The organism is bacterium (genome assembly GCA_021372615.1).
In the GTDB taxonomy this organism is placed as follows: Bacteria; Armatimonadota; Zipacnadia; order Zipacnadales; family UBA11051; genus JAJFUB01.
On sequence record JAJFUB010000076.1, the window covers coordinates 1 to 15,674 of the forward strand.

General features: G+C 67.9%; 11 protein-coding genes. 7 read left to right on the plus strand and 4 right to left on the minus strand.

Annotation, left to right across the window (positions count from 1 at the left end; all coding sequences use genetic code 11):
- The first annotated feature begins 79 nt into the window (after positions 1–79).
- Positions 80–1,051, plus strand: coding sequence for an ornithine cyclodeaminase family protein (locus LLH23_11320; GenBank protein MCE5239072.1), 972 nt, complete (start codon positions 80–82; stop codon positions 1,049–1,051).
- Positions 1,052–1,152: 101 nt separating this feature from the next.
- Entirely contained in the window at positions 1,153–2,220 is a 1,068-nt protein-coding gene (locus tag LLH23_11325) for a C45 family peptidase (GenBank protein MCE5239073.1), read from the plus strand.
- Between the two features lie 261 nt (positions 2,221–2,481).
- On the opposite strand, the gene LLH23_11330 is transcribed toward LLH23_11325, so the two are convergent.
- The gene (locus LLH23_11330; protein MCE5239074.1) at positions 2,482–3,603 is read right to left on the minus strand and encodes a DUF362 domain-containing protein; all 1,122 of its coding nucleotides are present in this window, start codon (positions 3,601–3,603) and stop codon (positions 2,482–2,484) included.
- Between the two features lie 185 nt (positions 3,604–3,788).
- Here LLH23_11330 and LLH23_11335 point away from each other — a divergent pair, with 185 nt between their 5' ends.
- From LLH23_11335 to LLH23_11345, 3 genes are all read left to right on the plus strand, one after another.
- Positions 3,789–4,652 carry a recombinase RecA gene (locus tag LLH23_11335; GenBank protein ID MCE5239075.1) on the plus strand — a complete coding sequence of 288 codons (864 nt, stop codon included), beginning with the start codon at positions 3,789–3,791 and terminating at the stop codon, positions 4,650–4,652.
- Between the two features lie 97 nt (positions 4,653–4,749).
- Positions 4,750–5,640 (plus strand): hypothetical protein, encoded by an 891-nt coding sequence (locus tag LLH23_11340; protein ID MCE5239076.1) that lies wholly within the window; start codon positions 4,750–4,752, stop codon positions 5,638–5,640.
- Between the two features lie 63 nt (positions 5,641–5,703).
- Entirely contained in the window at positions 5,704–6,696 is a 993-nt protein-coding gene (locus LLH23_11345) for an HD domain-containing protein (GenBank protein MCE5239077.1), read from the plus strand.
- Positions 6,697–6,705: 9 nt separating this feature from the next.
- Here the strand turns inward: LLH23_11345 and LLH23_11350 are convergent, their stop codons facing one another.
- From LLH23_11350 to LLH23_11360, 3 genes are read right to left on the minus strand one after another with little or no spacing between them, the layout of a single operon-like run.
- Entirely contained in the window at positions 6,706–8,880 is a 2,175-nt protein-coding gene (locus tag LLH23_11350) for a hypothetical protein (protein ID MCE5239078.1), read from the minus strand.
- 36 nt (positions 8,881–8,916) lie between these two features.
- Entirely contained in the window at positions 8,917–11,034 is a 2,118-nt protein-coding gene (locus LLH23_11355; protein MCE5239079.1) for a hypothetical protein, read from the minus strand.
- Between the two features lie 41 nt (positions 11,035–11,075).
- Positions 11,076–11,870: an HD domain-containing protein gene (locus LLH23_11360; GenBank protein MCE5239080.1), complete on the minus strand. Its 795-nt coding sequence runs from the start codon at positions 11,868–11,870 to the stop codon at positions 11,076–11,078.
- Between the two features lie 306 nt (positions 11,871–12,176).
- Here LLH23_11360 and LLH23_11365 point away from each other — a divergent pair, with 306 nt between their 5' ends.
- Positions 12,177–12,725, plus strand: coding sequence for a TSUP family transporter (locus tag LLH23_11365; GenBank protein MCE5239081.1), 549 nt, complete (start codon positions 12,177–12,179; stop codon positions 12,723–12,725).
- Between the two features lie 59 nt (positions 12,726–12,784).
- Entirely contained in the window at positions 12,785–15,643 is a 2,859-nt protein-coding gene (locus tag LLH23_11370; protein ID MCE5239082.1) for a hypothetical protein, read from the plus strand.
- Positions 15,644–15,674 lie beyond the last annotated feature (31 nt).

The window sequence follows — 15,674 nt, forward strand, 5'->3', positions numbered from 1 at the left end:
CAGATCGGCAGTTGCGCAACGACAGGCGGGGTACGAGCCCCCGCCCTACAATGGCCGCCGCCACAATACAGGAGACACCATGAACCTGCTCTATCTCAGTCGTGCCGATGTCGAGAGCCTCAACATCGGTCTGCCCGCCATCATCGAGGTTGTCGAGGAGGGGTTCCGGCTCAAGGGCCTGGGCCAGACCGAGATGCCGCCCAAGACCTCACTGCACCCGCATGACCCGACGACCTTCCTGAACGCCATGCCCGCGTACATTGGCGGGGACGTGAAGGCCGCGGCGATGAAGTGGGTCGGCGGGGCCGATGACAACTACAAGCAGGGCCTGCCCACCATCACCGGCCTGCTCATCTTCAACGATCCGATCACAATGGTGCCCCTGGCGGTCATGGACTGCGCGTGGCTGACGATGATGCGCACCGCCGCCGCGAACGCCGTGGCGATGAAGTACCTGGCGCCCCGGCACGTCGGAGTCGTGTCGGTCATCGGCTGCGGCGTCCAGGGGCGGGCGAACCTGCGCGTCATGGCGCTGCAGTACCCGTCCATCCGTGAGGCTCGCGTCTACGACATCAACCCCGACGTCCTGGCCCGCTGTGTGGCTGAGGCGCCAGTCGAGACCGGCCTGAACATCGTCCCGGTCGCCAGCGCCGAAGCCGCCGTGCGCGACGCCGACATCGTCGTCACCGCCGGCTACATGCCGCCCAACCCCACGCCGTACATCGAGAACGAGTGGCTCAAGCCGGGTGCCATGGCCGCTCCGGTGGACTACAACGTGGCCTTCCAGAGCGAGCTGTGCCAGCGCGTGGACAAGCTCGTCACCGATGACATCGGCCAGATGAACTACTACCGCACTAAGGGCTACTTCGAGGGCGTGCCTCAGGCGTGGGACCTGGGCGATGTCGTCGCCGGCACGAAGCCCGGCCGGCAGACCGATGGGGAACGCACGATGTCCATGTGCATGGGCATCGGCATTGATGACGCCGTGACCGCCAAGCTGATCTACGAGACGGCCCGGGCCCGAGGGGTCGGGACGCAGCTACCGCTCTAGACCGGGAGTCGCGTGGGGCCGCGTGTCCTCACGCGGCCAGTCGGACGGATGCGCGCGTGAGGACACGCGCGCCCACGCGACACTCAGGAGGGGACAGCATCATGCCACTTCGCACCGTTGAGTTAGCCGGAACGCCCCTCGCCATGGGGCGGCAGTACGGGGAGGAGCTGCGTGAGGAAGCGCGCGCGATGGTCGGGACGCGGCTGGAGTTGGCGGCCCAGACCGCCGCGGAACTGCAGCCGGCGCGCGATCTGCAGTGGTGCCTGGATGTAGCCGCTGACGCCGTGCCGGCGCTGGAGGCGTACTCGCCGCCGGTGTACCAGGAGCTGCAGGGCATCGCGGAGGCGACCGGCCTGTCGCTGCCCGAGTTGGTGATCGGCAACGGCTGGACGGACTTCCGCGATCTCCTGAAGGCCCGGGGGGCCAGCCACAACTGCACCTCGATCGCGGCGGGCGCACCCCTGACCGCCGATGGGCACACGCTGGTGGCACAGACGTGGGACATGAACCATTCGGCTGCGCCCTACCTCGTGGTCGTGCGACGCCGGCCGGACGACGGGCCGCGGACGCTGTCACTGACGACCGCGGGCTGCCTGTCGCTCATCGGCATGAATGAGGACGGCCTCGCCATCGGCAACACGAACCTCACGCCGACTGACGCTAGGCCGGGCGTGTTCTACCTGGCGCTAATCCACGAAGCCCTGCGCCAGCGGACCCTCGACCGCGCTGCGGCGGCCATCACCGACGCTTGCCGCATGTCGGGGCATTACTACTACCTCGCCGACGCCGCAGATCGGTTTGTGGGGCTGGAGACGATGGCCACGCGCCATGCGGTCATGTCGCTGACCGACGGGCGCATCTGCCACACGAACCACTACCTCGACCAAGCGCAAGCCACCAGCGGCATGGCGACCACTCCAGGGGCGAGCAGTCTGTCACGCCAGGAGCGCGGCTCGGAACTGATGGCGGGGCTGCGATGGGATGTCACGAACACATCTTTGTCACAAGTTCTGTCCGACCATCGTGGGGAGAACTGCATCTGCCGCCACGTCCAGGAAGACACGCCCTGGGCCAGCCTGGCGGCCGTGGTCATGGAGCCGGCGACACGTCAAGTGTGGGTCTGGGCCGGTCCGCCGTGTGAAGGAGACGTACAGTGCCTTGAGCCTTAGCAGAGCCCGACGGTGCGGGGATTCCCTGTACTAAGGCCGCCCAATATGTTATTGAGTTATCATATTCCACGTGCTGGGGCCTGTTTCCACAGGGTTATCCACAGCTCTCCACAGCCGCACGTGAATCAGGGCTGAGCCCGCGCCGGCGACACCTGGCCCGGCCTTGACACGGTGCCGAGGCTCTTTCTGCACTCCGATAGGATGCTCTGCGTACCCGACCCGGACGTCTCTCATCACACCCCCACATGACCGCGGCCTCACTCACTCCCGGATGCCGTTCACAATTGCGTCACATATTTCGCCGGATGGCGGCGGACACCCCAGAATCGCCCTCTTCCCCGCCTCGCCGCGGCACGCACAGCGCCCGATGAGCAGGTCCGCCTCGGAGGCCGGGCCGGCCCCGATCAGCACTGTCAGCGCCTTCCCCTCGCACCACTGCTCCTTCGCGCTCTGCAGGCCCTGGAAGAGACTCTCCATGCAGACGCTGCAGGCTTTCTCGCTGAGGATGCGCAGACCCGGGAAGGCTCGCGCCAGCGCCTCATGCGGACGCACGAAGCGTCGGCGATAGGCCTCGGGGCTCTCTCCCAGCAGCTCGATGGCGGCTTCATCGGCCACGCCGACGCCCAGGCGGGCACTCTCGCGGACGACCCGGACTTGCACGGGGTCAATCCCCATCAGCCGGCAGGCCGTGGCGTCCAACGCGACCGGGTCGGTCGAGGCCGCCAGCAGGCCCCACGGGAACGGATCGGCGTTGCCCGGTCCCATGCCCTCGTAGCCGATCGTCCCGTCCAGCACGTTGACGGTCACCAGGGGCGCGATCACGGTGTTCATCGCCGCGAGGGCGGCGTGCAGGTCCATCTCGTGGAACCGTTTCTTGTCCACCGGACGCAGGCAACCCTTGAGATTCTTCAGGGTGATGGTGATAAGGGCATTGAAGTGTGTCTTGGGGATCGGAACGTTGATGACGGCGTCGGCCTCGTAGAGGTGCTCGGACACGCCGATGGTCTCGGGCAGGGCGTCGTGGTGCGGCTGGAGCAGGCGGTACGGCCCGGAGTGGAAGAACACGAGGCGGGCCCCGGTACGGCGCGCCACGTCGGCCATGCCCGTCTGCTCGAAGTACTCCGTGCCGTCGGTCATGCCCCAGTAGGCGCCATCGCCGATGGTGACCTGCGCGGCGCCCTGATCCAGGGACCAGCGGCACAGGGCCTCGATCGTGCGGGCCGAGGTGTAGCCCTGCCCGCCGTGGAGGTTGGGCTTGAGCAGCACGCGGTCGCCGGTGCGCACGCAGTGGTCCTGGCCGATCAGGGCCAGGGCGCGGTCCACGGCGGCAACGAGGGCGTCAAGGGGCTCTGAGGGGGCGGTGACGAGGCTGACCTGGGACATCGCGTGCCAATCCGCGGGCGTGGGGGTGCCATACCGAATGAGAGAGCCACTTCGCCGTTGGGCCTGCGCCTCCTGCGTTCCTGCATTGATTTTCCGCCGCAGGCTGTGCTAACTTAGTGTCTGGTCAGGCCGCCTCGGAGGAGCGGGGCGACCTGCAGGACGCGAGGACAGGAAGTGTGACGAAGTTGCCTGAACCGTATTCGACCGGAGTATCGTTTCTTGATGAGCTGCTCGGCGGGGGCTTGCAGCCGGGCACGTTGACGGTAGTGCGCGGCGCTACCGGGGTCGGCAAGACGCAACTGGGCCTGAGCTTCTGCCAGGCCGGACTGGCCCAGGAGGGCCAACGGGGCTTCATTCTCGACATGGGTTCCCGAGGGGACACACAGCAGCACGCGGAGTATGCCCGCCGCCTGTTCGGGTGGGAGCTGCGCCAGGGCCGGGTGGACCTGAGCCACCTGTGGAACGGCTTTCAGCCGGTGGACTACCTGAACCCGTTTGGCTACGTCGGCAAGCGGGTGCTGCGCGATGAGATGAATGACGAGCAGTGGCGGGCCTGGAAGCTGACGGTCAACGAGAGCCTGCGCCAGGTGCTGGCCCACTGCTACTACCACTTCGTGCATGGCGTACGGCGGCAGCTCGTGGATGGCATCGAGCCCTTTGACAGGGCCCGGGAGTCGGCGCAGGTTGACCTGTTCGAGTACATCCTGCACCAGATCGTCCGCAAGCCCCACGACTGGGTGGCCCGCGACCTGTTCCAGGGGCGATGGCAGGCAGTCCGGGATCAGGTGATGGCTCACCCGTACAACGCTTCCGAGATCGCCACGGTGTTCCTGCAGACGACCCCGGAGACCGAGCTGCACCAACTGATTGCCGCCCAGACGATGGAGGACGACCTGACGACCAATGCCACGACGATCATCCTGATGGGCCGCCTGCCGTCGGCTGAGCGCGTCGAGCGTGGCGTCTTCGTGCTCAAGCATCGCGGCTCGTGGTGCAGCGATGAGATCGTGAAGTTCCGCCTCACGGCGCATGGGCTGGAGGCGGTCTGAGCCCCCTCCCGTTGCGGAGGGGGGGGACGGCGACGGCGACCTACCCCCGGCCCTACGGGCCGACCCCTCCCTGGAGGGAGGGGTGAGGAAAGGGACCATGACTACCGCCCGCGAACAGATCCATGTCTCACGCGAATGGCTCGACCTGGCAAAGCGGCTGCCGGCGAGGGGGCGCGTGCTGGTGGTCGGGGCTTCGGACTCGGGCAAGACGACCCTGTGCCGGTGGCTCATGTCCAAGCTGCCGATGGAGGCGCGGCCGGCTTTGGCCGATGCCGACACCGGGCAGTCGCAGGTCGGCCCTCCCGGCTGCGTCGGCTGGCGCTTCGCGGGCACCCATGACTTCGGGTTCTTCTTCGCGGGCGACACCACGGCCGCCACCTGCCCGGTGGCGACGCTCGCGGCCACGTTCCGGGCCGTCACCGCCGCCGAAGCCGCCGGGGCCACGGTCGTGCTCGTGGACACCAGCGGCTACATCGGGGGACGGGGCGGGTTCGACTACAAGTGTGCCAAGGTCGAGGTGCTGGCTCCCGCCCATGTCATCGTCCTGGGCGATAGCCCCGAGATCAAGCGCCTTCTGGCGGCCTGGCACAATGACGATCGCGTCACCATCCACCGCCTCTCCCAGTCCGAGCGCCTGCAGCAGAAGACCCGCGAGCAGCGCACCGCGTGGCGCACGGAGAAGTGGGCCGAGCAGTTCGCCGGCGCGGATCTGCGCCGCATCAGCCTGCAGGGCAAGGCGATCAGCGGCCTGCCGACGGCGGCCGAGCTACGGGCGCGGAGTCTGAGTTTCTCAGACCTGCAGGGGCTCCTGGTAGGCTTCCATGACCGGCAGCGGCGGGGGGTGTGCCTGGGCCTGCTGCACTCCCTGGACCTGCGCGGGCAGGAACTGCTCGTTCGCGCGCCGGCGCAGGCCGAGGAGGCGGCGGGCCTCGCCTTCGGCCTGCTACGGGTGGCGGCAGACGGGCAGGAACTGGGCCGCATCGTCTAGCCTGTGTCGTACGCACGATCCCTGCTGTGCAGGATGCAAACGTCCCCCTGAGGTCTCCCCACCATGTCCAAGCAGATGGTCGCCGACCTGCAGCCCAACCAGACCGTGTCCAGCTTCTTCGCGGTCAGCCAGCGCAGCTTGATCCCCTTCAAGAACAAGAGCGGTAGTTACCTCGACCTGTTGCTGAGCGACCGGTCGGGCAGTGTCATCGGCCGGGTGTGGGATGGGGCCGAGCAGATCGCGGAGGTCTGCCAGCCGGGCTCAGTGGTCAAGGTCGAGGGGCGGGTGGACGAGTACCGGGGCAAGCTCCAGATCATCGTCGAGGACGTGGCGCCCGCCGAGCCGGGCGAGTACGACCGGGCCGACATGCTCGAAGCCGCTGCCCGCGACACCGGCGAACTGCTGTCGGAGGTCTTCGAGTTCCTCGGCCAGGTCAGCAACCCGTACCTGCGACAACTGCTGGAGAGCTTCTTCGGGGATGACGCCTTCGTCCAGGCCTTCGCCGAGGCGCCCGGGGCCAAGCGCCAGCATCATGCGCACCTGGGCGGCCTGCTGGAGCACACCGTCAGCGTGGTCAAGCTGCTGAGCACCGTGTGCGAGCTGCACCCGCAACTCGACCGCGACCTGCTCATCGCCGGGGGGCTGCTGCACGACATCGGCAAGCTTGCCGAATTCGACACCGGGGTGACGATCGAGTACACGGACATCGGGCGGCTGGTCGGCCACATCGTCATCACCGACCGCTGGGTACGCGAGCGGATCGCGCAGATCCCCGACTTCCCACCCGAACTGGACAACCGGCTCAACCACGTGCTGCTCAGCCACCACGGGCAGAAGGAGTACGGGGCGCCGATCGTGCCGATGACCGCCGAGGCCTGCGCCCTGCACTACGCGGACAACCTCGATGCGCACGTGCAGTACTTCGTCCACGAGATCAGCAAGGGCGGGGCTTCGGGGAACAGTTGGACGGAGTACCAGAAGCTCTTCGACCGGTACCTGTATATCGGGTCGCCCGAGGCGCCGCGTCCGGACCCGAACGAGCCCGGGCAGCCGTAGGCGCGGCGCCTACAGCGTCAGGTCGAGTTCCCCCAGCCGTCGCAGATCGTCCAGCACCGAGGCCAGCGCCTGCAGGGCCTCCGGTGTTACCCCGCTGTCGGGCACCTCACGGTTGCCCACCATCGTCAGCGCCACCTGCGGCCCCAACTCCCACTTCGGCTGCGTGTTGTACCAGAAGTTCCCGGCGATGAGGAGCTGCACGGGGCGCGTGCCCGTGGCCACGAAGCGTGGCTGCTTGGGCTCGATGTAGAACTGGTTCTGGCCGAAGTACACGCGCCCGGCGTAGTCGCGGATGTCCATGGCGGGCTCCTGCGTCAGCGTGTGCATCTTGGGGCCCTGCAGCGTCACAGTCCCAGCCGGCTGCCCCTCGGCGCCCTCGAGCAACACGTGCGTGTCGCTCTGCTCGTTGTAGAAGTCGCTCATCACGATGCTGTGGTTGTCGCGGAGGTGCAGCGTGGGGCGGGTGATGGTCGCCAGCCGCGTCTGGAAGCCGAGGAAGCCATCGCGCGGCTCGCTTGTTCCCTCGACTGTGATCGTGCCTTCATACGAAGTGCGGAAAAGAACCGTCGCCCGCGCGGAGTTCGTGAAGCGCAGATTGCCCTGCACGTGCTCTCCCTCGATCACGCTCCCGGCCGGGAGGTTCTCGAAGCGCAGCCCGTGCACGTCCGGCTGCTTCTGGTACATGCCGTAGCCGAAGAACTCATCCAGCACCAGGCGGCAGGGCGCGTTGGGCGGCGACGTGACCAACACGTCCGCCCCGTGCTGCGAGGGGCCGTTGTCGTGGTGGCCCAGCGACAACCGGGAGAGCGTGACATCGCGCACGCCGTCCACAGTCATCATCGGCTCGCCTGGCGCACCCCGCCACAGCAGCGTACACCGAAAGCCCGCCCCGCCGACAGCATAGTCCCGTCCCGTCACGCGCAGCGTCTTCGTGATGACGTACGACCCGAGCGGCAGATACGCCAGCGCCCCCTGCCCCGCGGTCCGCGCGGCGTCAATGGTCGCCTGCAGGGCCGCAGTGTCGTCCGTCTTGCCGTCGCCCTTGGCGCCGAAGTCCTGCTTCGCGTCGAGCAGGCGGCCAGGGGTGGCGGCCTGATCGGTGAGGAAGGACTGTGTGGCGGACCTGATCTGTCCCTGGCGCTGGCCGGGCGGGATGACGTACACAGTGGCCGAGGCCGGGGCCGTCACGAGGCGGCTCTGCTCGGACGGGGCGTTGTCGGCGATGAAGAGCTTTTGGCCGCCGCCGATGGACACCGGGGGCGTGGTCATGTCCGCCCGGGAGAAGGCGCAGTCGAACAGCAGCACGGGGCTGCCCCCGAGCACGACCGCCGGGCCGGGCTCGGTCCAGTCCTGCACCTGACAGTCCTGAATGGTCAGGGGAGCGATGCTGAAGGGGACCTCGATGAAGCGGCGCGAGCCCACCGACGTGCAGCGACGGACGGAGCTGCCGTGCTCGCTGCCGATGATGATGTCACAGGTGCTGCTGCGCTCGAAGTGGCAGTTGCGGGCGTAGAAGTTCGCCTTGTTGTCCCTGATGCCGACCCCGCAGCGGCGAAACTCGCAGCGGTCCACCGTGTTGTCGTAGTCGTTGAAGGTCAGGAAGCCCAGGGCGGTGCCGCAGTCCTCGAAGAGACAGTTGCGGTACAGGATCTCCGCCGAGGCCAGCTTCTGCTGGTTACCCACGCGCAAGCCGAAGCCCCGGAAGCGCCGGAAGGCCTCGTGCTCGTGGCGGATCTCCGTCTCGAAGCGGCAGTCGGAGGCGTGGTCGAAGCCCACCGACGCCTTCCCCGCCCCGTCCCAACTGAGGCCTTCATAGCGGCTGTAGGCGATGCCGTTGCTGCGGAACATGATCCCGCCCTCGGCGCCGTCCCACACGAGCCGTGTGTCGCGGCCATGGCCCACGATCAGATTGCCGATCGAGGGCCCTTTGAAGACGAGGGTCTGGGTGAGGCGGTACGTGCCGGGTGGCAGGTAGACGCTCTTGGGGTTGGCGGGGCTGTCCAGCGCCGCCTGCAGGGCAGCGGTGTCATCGGCCGCGCCGTCGCCGACCGCGCGCGGCGTGACGTCTGTCTTCACGTTGATCCAGTCCGACCGCTCCTGCCAGTTGAGGCTGGGGATGTCCGTGGCGGCCTGGAGGACAGCGGCACAGGTCAGCAGCAGCGACAGCGGGATCAGGGCGCGCATGGCAAGACCTCCGGCGCGGTGGGATCGTCCGCGGGCCTAGACGTGACTGTTCCGCCTCACTATCTCGTCCTGTAGCTCCGCCGACAGGGCGGTGAAGAAGTCGCTGAAGCCGCCGATGCGCACCACCAGGTCACGGTGGGCGCGGGGGTTCCGGCGTGCGTCCAGCAGCGTCTCGGTGGACACGCAGTTGACCTGAAGCTGCAGCCCCCCGCGGTCCATGACCGTCTTGATGATCGCCCTCAGACTATCGCGGGTAGCGGTCCCCAGCGGCTGGAGCATGAGGTTGATGGCGACCCCGCCCATGAAGGGCACTTGGTCCCAGCAGGTGGCGGAGAGCATGGCCGCGGTCGGGCCGTGGATTTCACACCCCTGCACGGGCGACGACGCCGCGGCCAGAGCGGTATGGGCCCGGCGCCCGTCGGGCGTCGCCGGGGTCTCCTGACCCTTGCGCACGTGCTCCAGGTACGAGTACGCGCCGGGGATGGCCCTCCCGCCGAGCAAGGTGACGATCCCTTCGCACGAGGCACGCGCCAGTTCCGTGACCTGCCGCATGAGCCCGTCCGTTACCGGCTCATTGTTGCCGAAGTGCGGGAAGCGGTTGAGGATTCTCTCGCGCAGAACCCCATGGCCCGCGAAGTCGTCCATGACGATCTGGTGGAACCCAGCCATGGTCAGTGCGTTCTCGTCGAAGACGAGAGTCCCGATGGCCGCCAGGGAGTCCACGACATTGGCCAGACCCAGGAAAGTCGGCATGATGAAGTTGTAGGTCGCCCCGCCCTCGTCTACGCCTTTGCCGGCCTGGAGGCAGTCGCTTACCAGACAGGAGGAGAGCAGGTTGTCGGTACCGTTACGGGAGCGCTCCAACTGCCAGAGCATCTGGGTGCGCATGTCCTCCAGCACCCGGGCCCGCAGGGTCTGCCCGAAGGCCGCCATCAGTTCCGTCAGGTCGGCGCACGCCTGGTTGTCCCGCATGACTTCCAGCAGCACGGCGGGCGTGTTGATGACCGGGCTGAAGACCCACGAGCCAGACTGCCCACACGCGGTGATCTCCACGCACGAGCTATGTACATAGTTGCGGGCATGGGCCTCCGGCATCCCTACAGCCATCAGCCCGCACGTGATGGCGGTGTCGTTGAAGAGCGCGGGATGGGAGTAGCCCCGGATCAGGAACTCCACGGCCAGGTCGAGCAGTTCGTCGGGGGTCTCGTCGTGAACGCACAGCCCGATGCTCGGGTAGGCCATGCGGGTGTGCGCGATGCTCTGCAGGAACAGGGCGGTCAACTCGTTGTGGACCGCCCTGCCCTCTGCGTCGCGCCCGCCGACCATGAAGCCGACCGCGGAGCCCTTCGGGTGGCAGACGGAGTAGAGCAGGCAGAAGCAGTCTATCAGCTCGAGCGCGCTCTCGGGGGTCAGCCGCCCCGCTGCGACATCGGCGCGATACAGGTCGAGGAGAAACTGGTCCGGACGCCCCAACTGGTAGTCGCCCCAGAGCATGAAGGTGTAGAAGTGGATGCTCTGCAGGGCTTCGCGGAAGGTCTCGGCCGGCCGCGCCGGGACCTTCTCCAGGATGTCGGCGATCTCCCGCAGTTCAGCGGCGCGCTCGGGCGGCGCCGTTTCCGCCAGGGCGCGGGCGTGCTCGACGTACCGCCCGGCCATCCGCAGCAGGGCCTGCAGCTCGATCAGACAGCCGCAGTAGAACTCGTCCTTGGCGGTGCTGTCAGGCCGCTGGGGGTCAAGGTCCTCGCGGCGCTGCTCGATCTCGGCGATCAGCCCCTCGACACCCACCCTGATGAGCTTGCCGTAGTCCATGGCCATGTGGTCGTAGATGCCGCGGACCGGGGGGATGCAGCCGGCCATCTCCCCCATCTTCGCCATCCGGGCCTGCTCGCTCTCGGTCAGCGCGGAGTTGTCGGGGGCGCCGACGATCAGTTCGAGGTCGTTGATGACGACCGCATTGTGGTCCATGCGGTAGGCGCGGCTGGCGCAGCGGCGCAGCCGCGTGGTCGGCTGACCCGCCGAGGCCGCCCACCCCTCCCACAGTAGCAGCTCCCGGCGCGGGCCCCAGGTGTTCTGCGGCAGCTCCGCCATCATCGGGCTCGCGAGGGTCTGCTCGCGGAGCGCGGCTATGCGGCTGGTGGGCTCCATGATCTGCATCGTCAGCTCCCGAGTGTGCGAGGCAGGCGCGGCGCCACGGGCTAGCGGCGTCCGGCGACTTCGTCATCGAGCCGGTCACAGGCGCCCTGCGCGAGGGCATCGTCTCCCGCCAACTGCCGCAGGGCCGGCAGTTGGGTCGTGAGGCTGGCGCGGGCGCAGTCGGCGGCGATGTGCTCGACCATCTCACGCAGCGCAAGGCTCTGCAGAGCCGCGCCACCCGACTGGCCGTCGAAGGCCGCGGCAATGTCGTCACAGAAGGCGTGCATGGCCCGCGAGCGCTCGGCGGCACAGGCCCGGCCGGCGTCGGTCAGCAGCAGCGCCTGCAGCTCGTCCTTCTTCGGCAGCCACTCGACCATGCCGCTGATCGTCTCGGCGAACGGCATCTCGCGGCCCGCACGGATCGTGATGAAGCGCCACGTAGCGACGTAGCCGAAGTTGGCGTCAATCAGGTCGGCATCGCCCAGGACACGGTTCTCGATGGGGTGATCCGGGGTGTTGTCGCCCGAGTGCAGCGCGATGGCTGCCACGATGGGCGCGCGCAGGCCGTCGTGCACCCCCAGCTCGTGCAGGATCCCGTCACTCTCCTCGGCGCCGAGGCGCGCGTGCTCTCGCCCCTCGGCCTTGCAGATGTCGTGCAGCAGGGCCGCCGGCTCGACGATGGCCGGGTCGGCGCCCTCTCGCTCCCCTAGCGCCAGCGCCAGACTGCGCACGCGGTAGGTGTGTTCGTGGGTGTAGCCGGGCCAGTGGAAGCCCTCCCATTGCGGGGGCCAGTTGGCCAGGCGGTCGGCGATGATGGTCTCAATGCGGTCCAGAGCGATGCGGGGAAGACAGTCCACGAGTCAGTGTCACCACGTTTCGTCAGAGTTGAGTCGGCCTCAGGTGGGGCCTGGGGGCAAGGCATGTGCGAAGGGAGGAGCGCACCTGCCGCCAACCTCAGCCGGGCTGTAGTGCGGGCTTCCAGCCCGCCCGAGGTAGAGCCGGGCCTCGGGGCGGGCTGGAAGCCCGCACTACCACCGAGGGGGACACGTGCCCGCCTCACCGTTCCCGTCTCACTGTTCCCGCCGTTGCCGTCCTTGCCCTGCCCAGCCTCCAAGGGCTATAAGAATAGCATCTTTGGGGCGGAATGCGTAGGAGATGATGGGATGAAAGTGACGGTTGGCTTCGCGGCGCTTGTGGTCCTGTTCGGGGTGCTGGGCGGGCTGATGTCGAGTCTGCTCGGCATCGGCAGTGGCATCATCATGGTGCCAATCCTCAGCGCCCTGTGGGAGAAGACGGTCCCCGAGGCCCAGAAGGTCGCCCAGGGCACCGCGCTGGCCATGATGGTGCCGATGACCATCGCCGGCGCGCTCAGCTACCACTTCGGCGGCCAGCAGACCGACCTGCGGTTCGGGCTCCCGATGGTCATCTGGTGCCTGGTACTCGCCTTCATCGCGCTGGCGGTACCCCTACGGGTGTTCCCGTTGATGGGCATGGAGCAGGCGCTGGGCTATGTGAACTGGAAGTATGTTGCCATTCTGTCAGTCGGGGCTGTGATCGGCAGCACGTGGATGGGCGCGCCGTTGGCGCTGGTGCTGAAGGTAGACGTCCTCAAGAAGCTGTTCGGCCTCTTCATCATCATCGTCGGCCTGCGGATGATCGGCGGGTTCGGGCTGATCGGTGGGCTGATCGCGCGGATGTTCGCCAAGGCGTAGGGCGGGCTATGAGCTGCCCGAGGCCGCAGATGATCCATGGGCTCTGCAGGAGGCGAGTCATGCGGAACTTCATCGCTGTTCTGCCCGTGTTGCTGCTGTGTCTGCCGGCGTTAGCCCGCGAAGTCACGCTGACGGTGCGCAACCATACGGGAGTCGCGCTGACCGGACAGCCCGTGCGCGGCGGCGTGCCCTTTGCCCTAGGGGAGCTGAAGGAGCCCCAGGCGCGGCTGCTCGATGCGCAGGGAAAGCCCCTCCCCTGCTCGGCGCGGCCCCTCGCGCGGTGGTATGACGGCAGCATCAAGTGGCTGTTGGTGGACACGCAGGTGAGTCTGGGGGCGGGTGAGGAGAGGAAGCTGAGGCTTCGCGTGGGCGCGGACGTCCCGGACGCGCCAGCGGCCGGTCCTGGAAGTCCCGGCCCACGCGACACGACCGGCCCGCGCGGCGTGAAGCTCGAGGAGCGGCCCGACCAGGTCGTCGTGGACACCGGCCCGGCCCGGTTCGTCTTCTCCCGCAAGGCCTTCGGCTGCCCCTCGGCCGTCTGGCTCGACCGCAACGGGGACGGCAAGGCTGAGAAGCAGGCCACCGGCGGCCCGGCGCAGTTCGTGTGCGAGGTCGAGCACACGCCCCCGGGGCCGCCCAATGAAGAGAACTGGCTGCGCGACGCCGCCAGCGGCGCGCGTGAGGCCTTCACCGCCCGGGCGGACGCGGACTACCAGGTGGCCGTCGAGAATGCCAATCCCCTCCGCGCCGTCGTCAAGATCAGCGGCTGGCTCACCAACGACGGCGGCCGCAAGCTCATCCAGTACGTCATCCGCGCCCATGCCTGCGCCGGGAAAGCCGAGCTGACCCTCTGCCCCACCTTCATCTACGCCGGCAAGCCCAAGGAGGACTTCATCCGCGCGCTGTGGCTGCGCTTCCCACGCGCGGCCGACGGCGGCGCGACATGGGCGCTCGGCGGCCAGACGCGCCATGAGGGGGCGCTGCCGGATAAGAGCGCCGTGAGCCTCACGACCATCGGCCCCGAGAAGATCTACCACATGGCGCCGTACGACCAGGACAAGACCGTGACGTACACGGTCACGCAAGACGGCAAGCAACTCGCCGAGGGGAAGGAAGCGGCTGGCTGGGCGCGGCTGGCCGACAAGGCAGGGAGCCTCGAGTTGGCCGTGCGCAACTTCTGGCAGATGCACCCCAAGCAGCTCAAGCTGGAGCGCGGCGGGGCCGGCGTCTACCTGTGGCCGGACCAGGGCGGCAAGGTGCTCGACTTCCGCCGCCGCTATGACGAGGTCGAGAACACGTACCACTACGATCTGAGCCTATGGGAGTTCGGCGGCGAGGGGGTGGGCGTCACCCATGAGATCGCGCTCCGGTTCGGCGGCCCCGCGGACGACACCGCCGCCGCGCTGGGGGCGTCCCTTGACAACCCGCTGCTCCTGCAGTGTGACCCGCAGTACCTCGCGGACACCCGGGCCTTCGGCAACTTCGCGCCCGCCGATCACCAGCGCTTCCCGCACCTGGAAGCCGTGCAGGATGTCGGCGTGGCGTGGCTCCAGCGTAACCAGCGGCAGTTCCACTGGGACGGGATGATTGACTACGGTGACACGCTCTTCCACGGCTACAACACCCCCAGCCATTACGGCTACATCCAGCCGAAGGGCTGGTGCAGCCGGGGCTACGTGGGCTGGCTGAATGACGACGGGGGCCTCACCAACGGGCTGTTCGTGCAGGCTCTGCGCACCGGGGACTACGACACCTTCCGCACCGCCGCCAACATGGCCCGGCACTCGATGGATGTGGATACCTGCCACTACTGCGCGGAGGAACCGCGTTACGTCGGCGGCGGCCACCGCCATGACCAGCAGCACTGGGGCAACGGCTGCCGGGGCTACGGCACCGCCACCCACGGGATCATTGACTACTACCTGCTGACCGGCAACGAGCGGGCGCTCGATGTCGCCCGCGAGACCGCGCAGTACCATGACACGGGCTACCAGACCGAGGACGAGGACACCTTCGGAGGCATGATTCGGTTCTGGGAGATCAGCGGCGAGGAGCACTGGAAGCAGCGCGCCGACGAGTTGCTCGCCCAGGAACTCGCCCACCCGGCCTCGCCCAAGTGGGCCTTCGCCACCACCGGGCACTTCCGCATGGTCCTGAACACCAGCGCCGGGCTCATGTACTACCTGAGCGCCGTCCCGCCGGCCGATGCGGCGAACCTGCGCGAAGCGATCCTCAACACCCTCACGGCCAACCGCGACGCCTACATGAGCTCGTGGGAGGATGCGGGCAGCTACCTGCCGCTGCTGCTGGTCGCGCTGGCCTGCGACATCAGTGGCGACCCCAAGGACACGGAAGTGTTGGCGGCGCTGCTGCAGCGGCTGCGCCTGCCGCTGAAGGAGGAAGTGCCGCCGGACTTCCTGACCACGCTGCGGACGATGCCCTTCGAGCAGTTGCCCGACCTGGCCATCGGCAAGTGGGGCGTGAACAACATCTACGGCCTGGAGCTAAGCGGCTTCAACGCCTATCCGTACGTCGCGCAGGTGCTCGCGAAGGCGAGCATGGACGAGACGGTCGTGACGAAGGTGGCGCGCGTCAATACGCCGGCGCCGCCGTTCGAGGAGATCTTCGACCCCAAGAAGATCGGTGGGCCCTCGAAGTGGAAGGGCAAGGACAGCTTCATGTACACATACACGCTCGAGCACGGAGCGCCGGACGATCGGGTGGGCCGCTCGAAGCTGATCCTGTACGAAGACGGCAAGGAGCTGGGCCCGGCGCACAACGGGCACATCAACACGATGGAGAACGGGCTGGGACGCTGGAGCCACTGGGGCTCACGCGCGATCCAGTTCTCGACGTCCGACAACACCGACCCGCGGACGAACGGCCGGCAGTACAAGATCGTGAACCCGGCTCCGTGAGGGGACGGCGTGACAGCAGGATGGCGGGGAT

Excerpts from the sequence above, each read along its gene's own strand:
- LLH23_11320 (MCE5239072.1), top strand. The coding sequence starts at position 80 with ATGAACCTGCTCTATCTCAGTCGTGCCGATGTCGAGAGCCTCAACATC.
- LLH23_11325 (MCE5239073.1), top strand. The coding sequence starts at position 1,153 with ATGCCACTTCGCACCGTTGAGTTAGCCGGAACGCCCCTCGCCATGGGG.
- LLH23_11330 (MCE5239074.1), bottom strand. The coding sequence starts at position 3,603 with ATGTCCCAGGTCAGCCTCGTCACCGCCCCCTCAGAGCCCCTTGACGCC.
- LLH23_11340 (MCE5239076.1), top strand. The coding sequence starts at position 4,750 with ATGACTACCGCCCGCGAACAGATCCATGTCTCACGCGAATGGCTCGAC.
- LLH23_11345 (MCE5239077.1), top strand. The coding sequence starts at position 5,704 with ATGTCCAAGCAGATGGTCGCCGACCTGCAGCCCAACCAGACCGTGTCC.
- LLH23_11350 (MCE5239078.1), bottom strand. The coding sequence starts at position 8,880 with ATGCGCGCCCTGATCCCGCTGTCGCTGCTGCTGACCTGTGCCGCTGTC.
- LLH23_11355 (MCE5239079.1), bottom strand. The coding sequence starts at position 11,034 with ATGCAGATCATGGAGCCCACCAGCCGCATAGCCGCGCTCCGCGAGCAG.
- LLH23_11365 (MCE5239081.1), top strand. The coding sequence starts at position 12,177 with ATGAAAGTGACGGTTGGCTTCGCGGCGCTTGTGGTCCTGTTCGGGGTG.
- LLH23_11370 (MCE5239082.1), top strand. The coding sequence starts at position 12,785 with ATGCGGAACTTCATCGCTGTTCTGCCCGTGTTGCTGCTGTGTCTGCCG.